Source organism: Stenotrophomonas sp. GbtcB23, assembly GCF_019091045.1.
In the GTDB taxonomy this organism is placed as follows: domain Bacteria; phylum Pseudomonadota; class Gammaproteobacteria; order Xanthomonadales; family Xanthomonadaceae; genus Stenotrophomonas; species Stenotrophomonas rhizophila_A.
This window is the reverse complement of the sequence record NZ_JAGXKC010000111.1, coordinates 1-1,485: the sequence shown is the minus strand read 5'-3', so window position 1 is coordinate 1,485 and position 1,485 is coordinate 1. Positions and strand designations below refer to the sequence as shown.

At 67.5% G+C, this 1,485-nt stretch carries 2 protein-coding genes; both read right to left on the bottom strand.

Annotation, left to right across the window (positions count from 1 at the left end; all coding sequences use genetic code 11):
* Window positions 1–166 (bottom strand): MerR family DNA-binding transcriptional regulator (locus KVS69_RS18200; RefSeq protein ID WP_217539406.1); only part of this gene is annotated, 166 nt, incomplete at its 3' end.
* Window positions 167–181: 15 nt separating this feature from the next.
* Window positions 182–1,485: heavy metal translocating P-type ATPase (locus KVS69_RS18195; RefSeq protein WP_217539405.1), on the bottom strand; the 1,304-nt coding region annotated here is incomplete at its 5' end.

The window sequence follows — 1,485 nt, the reverse complement described above, 5'->3', positions numbered from 1 at the left end:
GGTCGCGCGAACGCCGGATGAAATGCAACCGGTGAACGTCGTCCTGGGTATAGGCGCGGTAGCCCGAATCGGTGCGGTCAGCCGGAGGGATCAGACCGATTTGCTCGTAGTAGCGGATCATTTTGGCCGAGACCTTCGAGGCCTTGGATGCTTCACCGATGTTCATGGTGTTCCTCCTTTCTCAATGAGCGGTATCCGCCGCCAGCGGCGGCTGGAAGCGGCGCAGGCGCAGCGCGTTGCCCAGCACGAACACGCTGGACAGCGCCATCGCGCCAGCCGCGAAGATCGGCGACAACAGCACACCGTATGCGGGGTACAGGACGCCAGCGGCCACCGGGATCAGGGCCGTGTTGTAGCCAAACGCCCAGAACAGGTTCTGGCGGATGTTGCCGATGGTCGCCTTGGACAGCGCGATGGCGTTGGGCACGCCCTGCAGGTTGCCCGACATCAGCACTACGTCGGCCGACTCCACCGCCACGTCGGTGCCGGTGCCGATGGCCAGGCCCACGTCGGCCTCGGCCAGCGCCGGGGCGTCGTTGATGCCGTCGCCCACGTAGGCGATCTGGCCGTGGCTGGCTTTCAGCCGGCGCACGGCTTCGACCTTGCCCTCGGGCAGCACTTCGGCCACCACCTCGTCGATGCCCAGTTGCTTGGCGATGGCCTGCGCGGTACGCGCGTTGTCGCCGGTGATCATCGCCACCTTCAGGCCGAGCTGGTGCAACGCGGCAATGGCCGCGGGCGTGCTGGACTTGATCGGATCGGCCACCGCGATGATGGCGGCCAGCCGGCCGTCGATCGCGGCGTACAGCGGTGACTTGCCCTCGTTGCCCAGGCGCTCGGCCGTGCGAGCGAAGCTGCCCACGTCCAACCCCAGCTCACGCATGAAGCGATCGGCACCGACCTCGACACGCGCGCCGTCCACGGTGGCGCGCACGCCCATGCCCGTGACCGAATCGAAGTCTGTCATCGTCGGCAGCGCGATGCCACCTTCCACGGCCGACTCGACGATGGCGCGTGCGATCGGGTGCTCCGAGCGCGATTCGACAGCGGCGACCTTCGCCAGCACCTGGTTGCGGTCAAAGCCGTCGGCAATCTCCAGGTCGGTCAGGACCGGGCGGCCCTCGGTCAGCGTGCCGGTCTTGTCCACGGCCACCACCTTGGCGTCCTTGAGCAGTTGCAGGGCTTCACCCTTGCGGAACAGCACGCCCATCTCGGCGCCCCGGCCCGTGCCGACCATGATGGAGGTCGGCGTCGCCAAACCCATGGCGCAAGGGCAGGCAATGATCAGCACCGCCACGGCATTGACCAGCGCGAAGGACAGCGCGGGCGACGGGCCGAACACCAGCCAGACCAGGAAGGTCAGCACCGCGGCCAGCATGACGGCGGGCACGAACCACAGCGTCACCTTGCCCACCACGGCCTGGATCGGCAGCTTGGAACCGTGCGCCTGCTCGACCATGCGGATGATCTGCGCCAGCATGGTCT